The sequence below is a fragment of the Paenibacillus sp. P22 genome (assembly GCF_000469945.2).
GTDB lineage: Bacteria > Bacillota > Bacilli > Paenibacillales > Paenibacillaceae > Paenibacillus_O > Paenibacillus_O humicus.
In genome coordinates this window covers 1-6764 of record NZ_CBRA020000131.1, presented here as the reverse complement: position 1 = coordinate 6764, position 6764 = coordinate 1, and the positions used below count along the sequence as shown (strand labels likewise).

Below are 6764 nucleotides of genomic sequence, written 5' to 3'. Positions count from 1 at the left end.
GCTGCTTCCATGAAAGATAACATGATTGGTGAAAGCCACTTGTCTTTATGCCACAACATCTGTGTAAATACCTGCAAGTCCGGAATCTGCCATGGCAGGACAACAAGTTCTCCGCGTTCAACTTCGGATTCTGCGACGATCTCAGGAAGAAAGGCAATACCGATTCCTGAAATGGCGCATTGTTTAATGGCTTCGGCACTTTGAAACTCCAAATAGGTAATGCTATCAATGCCCTCTTTCTCAAAGGATCGATCAAACATAGTTCGATAAGGACAACCCTTTTCATTCGTCAGGAATACTTCTCCGTGAAAATCTTCCAACTGAAGCACAGTTCGTTTGGCGAGTGGGTGATCTGGAGCAGCCAACAATCGGAAATGTTCTTCCAGCAAAGGCTCCACGGAAAGTCCACTCGAGCGAATGGGCTCATCCAACATATAAACAATATCCGTGGTTCCCTCAAAGAGCGATTGCTTGAGCTCTTGATTCGGAACGGAGCGGAAGATTAGACGAACTCCCGGATGCTGCGAACGAAACCGTTGGAAGACAGGTGGAAGACGGTAGGCGCAAATCACCTCATTCGCACTTATCGTTAAGGTACCGCTTAGTTTTTCGTTATGATGGACAGCGCTGCGAGCTTCGTCCATTTTTTCAAGAACGCCTCGGGCGTGTGTTAAAAAGCGTTTACCCGCAGTTGTGAGTACGAGCTGCTTGCCCAACCGATCAAAGAGGCGAACACCCAGCTCATCTTCCAATGCTTTGATTTGCATCGTGACGTTGGAAGGAACGTAGCTCAGCACATCTGCTGCCCGCGTGAAATTCAATGTTGTTGCAACCGTACAAAAGGTATTCAGTTGCCGCAATTCCATCCGATGCTCCCCTTCATATTTCAATTTTATTGAATGTTATCTTGAATGCTATTCACTTTGATTGAAAGTATCACAGCTCTATACTGAGCACATAGATCCTCACTTGCGTTGGATGTCTGTCGGGCTAGCAAGATTCCCTGTTCTTTAGCCGGTTATATCTCTCATGAATTCATCACCAAAGCGATCGGATTCGAGGTCGCCAGAACTTACTGGTTCGACCTCTTTTTTCTGGGTTCGTATTTCCTTTAACGAATTCAGCGAACTCTGAAGACTGCAGCACGTCGTGCGGAGATCATAGGTCAGCCTGCGCGGAAATCCGATCGCATAGCCGCATGTGGCGATCAATAGAGGCGGTCATCGGTCCAATCATGGGGAATCGCCATATCCGGCAGGGACGGCAGCTTGAGCGCAGCGGCGGCCTCCTGCAAATAAGAGGCTTGAAAGGCTGGGCCGGCTGACAGGGAAGAGCTGCGGAGCTTGAGTCCGGAGTCGTCCTCCCCCAGCCGGGACAGAGTCAGCAGGTCGCGGCTGTAGACACTGGCGTCCCAGCGAATGGAGGCGAGAACCGGGAGGATGACTTCCAAAGGGATGCCGCTGGCGTCTCGAATGATGGATGCGGCAGCCAGCGGGTCCCGGCGGATCAGCTCATGAGCCCGGATATGAGCCTTCAGATACGATACCGTCACCGATTCATGAGTGCGTGCCCACGCTTCATCCGCCATGATTCCGGTCAGGTAATCCCCTCCGCAATCATCGGCTGCGACCGTCATGCCGGCTCCGAGCGTCTGCGCCCAGGTCAGATAGGGCTCCCACAGCATCGCGGCTCCGACGCGTCCTTCCAGCAGCGCGGCCAGGCAGTCGGCCATCCTGCGGCTGCCGAGCACCTGCACGGCCTCCTTGCGGCCCCGGTCCAGGACGGCTTGCAGCCGTCTCGATGCGCTTGAGCGGATGACGGTGGAGATGGCGGAGGAGGAGGTGAGCTGATCCCCGTAGCGGATTCCTTCTTCTTTGCGGGCCACCAGGGAAATGCCCGTTCCGCCCGCGCATTTGCCGTCGAAGGCGAGCATGGCCGGCTGGAAGCGCGGCAGCAGGCGCCCGAGCTCCATGCTCGCGGCGATGGGATAATCGCCGACGGAGGCGATCTGCACCCGGCCCGCGATCAGCTCCTCGACCAGCTCCATGCCGCTGTCCGCATGCTTCCAGCTGACCCGGTACCGGCGGCTTGGCTCCGCCAGCCGCAGCTCCTGCTCGAACCAGCCCCGGCTCTTGACGATCAAGGCGCTCCAGAGCAGGGCAGCACCGCTCTGGTAGCCGACGGTGATTTCCGTCTCGATCTCCGTTTGGAATGACGAAGCTTCCTTGGAAGGAAGCGGGAACACCGCCGAGCCGGCCGCAACTTTCTCTGCAGGGACCGGATTCCGCATGCCTCCTCGAACCCATAACTCCAGCTGGATACGGTCGATCCATACCTCTTTTCCGATTTTCAGATACGGCAGCCGCTTGTCTTTGCGCCAGCGGTCGATGGTCGCCCGGCTGACGCCGAGCAGGTCAATCGCCTCCTGGAGGCTCATCAGATTGAACGGTTCGTTCGGCATCGCTTCTCCTCCGTCAACGAGTCATAGGGACAGTTCCCATTTATAAATACAACTTATCGGGTAGGAATTATATATTTATAAAAATACCGGACCGTTGCGGAAAGCGCAATGGTTAGTTCCCAAACGTTGCCCTTCTTCCTCATTTCTCCTCATTCCTCCTCTCTTCTCCTCCATTTATTGACAGGGATGCGGCGCGATGCTAATTTTCTATTAATCACACCGATTTAATGGGGATTAAGCAAGACCGAGGAATTTAGAAAGAGGCCGGAACTGGCCGAAAGGGAGAGGGAAAACGTGAAGCCAACTGCGGCTATTCGGAAAGCGGGCATGCATACTGGAATCGGGTGGAAACGGGCAGGATGGCTGATCGGATTGTCCGCTGTGCTTCTGCTGGCTGCGGCCTGCGGCAACGGCAATGATGGGACATCCCAGGCCGGAGGCGGATCGGGCTCCGGCAAGGCGAAGGATAAGGTCATTCATATCGGCTATCAGAAGTACGGCACCGCCAACATCCTCAAGGGCAGAGGAAGCCTGGAGGGCAAGCTGGAGGCGATCGGCTACAGGGTGGAATGGACGCAGTTTCCCGGCGGCCCCCAGCTGCTGGAGGCGATGAACGTCGGCAGCATCGACTTCGGCCACACCGGGGAGGCGCCTCCGATATTCGCCCAGGCGGCCGGAACGCCGCTCGTTTACTTGGCCCATTCGCCGGCGAGTCCGAAGTCCGAGAGCATTCTGGTGCCGGAGCATTCCGATATCAAGACGGTGGCCGATCTCAAAGGGAAGAAGGTCGCCCTGAACAAAGGGTCCAACGTGCATTACCTGCTCGTCAAGGCGCTGGAGAAAGCGGGCGTGGACTATAAGGACATCACGACCGTCTTTCTGCCTCCGGCCGATGCCAGAGCCGCATTCGAGAGCGGCAGCGTCGACGCCTGGGTCATCTGGGAGCCGTTCTTTTCGGCGGCCCAGCTGGCGACCAAGGCCAAGGTTCTGACGACGGGAGAGGGCCTGGTGCAGAACCATGAATTCATGCTTGCTTCAAGGAGCTTCGAGCAGAACAACAAGCAAGCCGTCCGTATCGTTCTTGATCAGCTCAAGGAAGCCGACACATGGGCGGAAGCCAATCAAAGCGAGGTTGCGAAGCTGCTGTCTCCGGAGCTCGGCATCGACGTGCCCTCGCTGGAGCAGGCGATCTCCCGCCGCTCCTTCGGCATCGAGGACATGGACGAGGACACCTACGCCGAGCAGCAGCGCATCGCGGACGCGTTCCTGAAGCTGAAGCTGATTCCGGAAGCGGTCAAGGTGAGGGACGCGGCTCCAGGAAAATAACGCGAGCGAGGCAAGGACGCAAGCCCGGCCCGTGACGCCGAGCTGACAATCCCGCAGCCGCTGTCTGCATCACGGCCGATGAGGCGAGCCTCTAAGCCGGTTCGACAGCTAGTCCACTTTTCCCCAGCCCAAGGAGGATACCCATCATGCAAATTTTCTGGTTCATACCGCTGCACGGCGACGGCCGATATCTCGGCACGAGCGACGGGGCCCGCGCCGTCGACTACGATTATATGAAGCAGATCGCCGGTGCTGCCGACCGGCTGGGCTACAACGGCGTGCTGCTCCCGACGGGCCGCTCCTGCGAGGATGCCTGGGTAGCCGCCTCGTCGCTGATCCCGGCGACGAGCCGGCTCAAATACCTCGTAGCCATCCGTCCGGGCATGATGGCGCCGGCGACGGCTGCCCGCATGGCGTCGACGTTCGACCGCCTCTCCGGCGGCAGGCTGCTGATCAACATCGTCACTGGCGGCGATCCGGAGGAGCTCGCGGGCGACGGCCTGTTCCTCAACCATAAGGAACGTTATGAGCTGACGGACGAATTCCTGCACCTATGGCGGAAGTACGCCTCCGGCGAGAAGGTCAGCCATAAGGGCAAATACCTTCGCGCGGAAGGCGGACAGCTGCTTTACCCGCCGCTGCAGTCTCCTTATCCGCCTCTCTATTTCGGAGGCTCCTCGGATGAAGCCAAGGATATAGCCGCCGAGCATGTGGACGTCTATCTGACTTGGGGCGAGCCGCCGGCCGACGTCGCGGCCAAGCTCGGCGAGGTCAGGGAGCTGGCCGCGGCCAAGGGGCGCAAGGTCAAGTTCGGCATCCGGCTGCATGTCATCGTCCGCGAGACGAACGAGCAGGCGTGGCAGGCGGCGGAGGAGCTGATCCGCCATGTCGACGACCATACGATCGCCGAGGCGCAGAAGGTGTTCGCCCGCTACGATTCCGTCGGCCAGCAGCGGATGGCCAGGCTGCACAACGGCCAGCGGGACTCCTTGGAGATTTCTCCCAATCTATGGGCAGGCGTCGGTCTGGTTCGCGGCGGCGCAGGCACGGCTCTTGTGGGAGACGCGGCCACAGTCGCAGAGAGAATCCGTGAGTACGAGGCTCTAGGCATCGAGACGTTCATCCTGTCGGGTTATCCGCATCTGGAAGAGGCATACCGGACGGCGGAGCTGCTGTTCCCTCTGCTGCCGGTCGAGCCGCAGAGCGAGCCGCTCAAGGCCGCGATCAAGGCTTCGGGAGAAATCGTCGCCAACGATCTTCTTCCGGACGCTGTCGCTGCCAAATCCTGAGGAAAGAGGGGAATTCCCATCGATAAGAGAGGCCGCAAATGGACGGAAAGCCGGCTGACCCCGTGGCTCGTTCCTGTGCTGGTGCTGGCGCTCTGGCAGCTGCTGGGCCAGTACGGCGCGATCTCGTCGCGCACGCTTCCGACTCCGCTCCGTGTGGCGGAGGCAGGCATCGCCTTGGCGTACTCCGGCGAGCTGTTCCAGTACATCTGGAGCAGCTCTCGGCGGGCGCTGCTCGGATTTTTGATCGGGGGCGGCATCGGCTTCGGACTCGGGCTGCTGAGCGGCCTGTCGCGGAGCGCGTTCCGGCTGCTCGACAGCTCGGTGCAGATGGTCCGCAACGTGCCGCATCTGGCCCTGATTCCGCTCGTCATCCTGTGGTTCGGAATCGGGGAGACGGCTAAAATCTTTCTCGTTGTGCTCGGCGTCTTTTTCCCCATCTATCTGAACACGCTCCATGGCATCCGCTCGATCGATCCCGGCCTGCTGGAGATGGCGCGCGTGTATAAGCTGAGGGGTTTCTCCCTTTATCGGGAGGTCATTCTGCCCGGCGCCATGGCCTCGGTTCTCGTCGGCGTGCGTTATGCGCTCGGCCTCATGTGGCTGACGCTGATCGTGTCGGAGACGATCTCCGCGAACAGCGGCATCGGCTATATGGCGATGAACGCGAGGGAGTTCATGAGGCTGGATATCGTCGTGCTGGCGATTCTTCTGTACGCGGTCCTGGGCAAGCTGTCGGATACGGCGGCCAGGCTGCTGGAGCAGAGACTGCTCGCATGGAACCCGAATTATTCGACGCCGGAATCCGGGGAGGGGAAGGCGGCATGAGCGTGCGCGTAGGAGAACGGAAGCAGGCGGGCAGAGCGAGGATCGGCGGAGAGGCTGCCGGAGCTGAGGAAGCCAAGCAACAGGGAGGACCTGAGTCTGGAGGATGGCAAGGGAACAGGCGGGATCCCCGTAGAGAAAATGACGTCCAGACTGCCTCCAAAAAATACGGGAGCAGAGACGAATATGATGAGAGCCGGCGGCTGCTGTCCCGGGGCAAGCGGCTTGTCATCTCGGGAGCCTCGAAGAAATTTGGAGGCAAGGAAGTGCTGAAGGGAATCGAGCTCGAAATTCCTGCCGGACAGTTCGTCGCCGTCGTCGGACGGAGCGGCTGCGGCAAAAGCACGCTCCTGCGGCTGATCGCGGGCCTGGATGAGCCTTCTTCCGGCAGCCTGTCGCTGGACGGCAGCGCCATCTCAGGCATCGGCGAGTCGACGCGCATGCTGTTCCAGGACGCGCGGCTGCTGCCGTGGAAGCGGGCGGCCGACAATGTCCGCATCGGCATGAGGCGCGGCAGCCGCGAGGATGCGGTGGATGCTCTCGCCCTGGTCGSCCGTGCTCGTCCATTCCGACTACAACGCATTGAACGTGCTTGGCGTGAGGACAGGCGGCCGCCGCGAGCTGTCGGCCGTTCTCGACTGGGAATTCGCCTATGCCGGCAGCGCCATGGCGGACATCGGCAACTGGCTCCGCTACGAGCCTCGCGGACCCCGCCGAGGAAGCCTTACGCCGCCGGCTACCGGTAGGGGAGGCTTCCTGCGGAGCGGTGGCGGGAGCTGTCGTGCTGGAGGTTCGAGCCGGCGTTGCCCGCCAGCTTCTCCGGCAAGCGCTTTCATTTTCAGTTTTGCTCATTGACAGCTGGATGA

The 6764-nt window shown here is 59.8% G+C and carries 6 protein-coding genes and 1 pseudogene; 5 read left to right on the top strand and 2 right to left on the bottom strand.

Features of this window, described 5'->3' with window-relative positions:
* On the bottom strand, positions 1 to 866 hold an 866-nt coding region (locus tag BN871_RS17820; RefSeq protein ID WP_048748185.1), incomplete at its 3' end, for a LysR family transcriptional regulator.
* A 341-nt stretch (positions 867 to 1207) separates the two neighbouring features.
* Complete coding sequence (locus tag BN871_RS17815) at positions 1208 to 2461, bottom strand: helix-turn-helix domain-containing protein (protein ID WP_048748184.1); 1254 nt, start codon at positions 2459 to 2461, stop codon at positions 1208 to 1210.
* Positions 2462 to 2788: 327 nt separating this feature from the next.
* On the opposite strand from BN871_RS17815, the gene BN871_RS17810 reads away from it, so the two are divergent.
* The 5 genes and pseudogenes from BN871_RS17810 to BN871_RS29245 all read left to right on the top strand — a co-directional run bounded on the left by BN871_RS17810 (position 2789) and on the right by BN871_RS29245 (position 6753).
* Positions 2789 to 3787 carry a sulfonate ABC transporter substrate-binding protein gene (locus BN871_RS17810; protein ID WP_048748183.1) on the top strand — a complete coding sequence of 333 codons (999 nt, stop codon included), beginning with the start codon at positions 2789 to 2791 and terminating at the stop codon, positions 3785 to 3787.
* Between the two features lie 146 nt (positions 3788 to 3933).
* Complete coding sequence (ssuD, locus tag BN871_RS17805; protein ID WP_048748182.1) at positions 3934 to 5076, top strand: FMNH2-dependent alkanesulfonate monooxygenase; 1143 nt, start codon at positions 3934 to 3936, stop codon at positions 5074 to 5076.
* Positions 5077 to 5151: 75 nt separating this feature from the next.
* Complete coding sequence (locus tag BN871_RS17800; protein WP_232313159.1) at positions 5152 to 5901, top strand: ABC transporter permease subunit; 750 nt, start codon at positions 5152 to 5154, stop codon at positions 5899 to 5901.
* Positions 5850 to 6425, top strand: a pseudogene (locus BN871_RS29250) (ATP-binding cassette domain-containing protein); the annotation flags it as partial. The gene BN871_RS17800 and the pseudogene BN871_RS29250, both read left to right, overlap by 52 nt.
* Complete coding sequence (locus tag BN871_RS29245; RefSeq protein ID WP_332310233.1) at positions 6424 to 6753, top strand: phosphotransferase; 330 nt, start codon at positions 6424 to 6426, stop codon at positions 6751 to 6753. The pseudogene BN871_RS29250 and the gene BN871_RS29245, both read left to right, overlap by 2 nt.
* Positions 6754 to 6764: the final 11 nt, after the last annotated feature.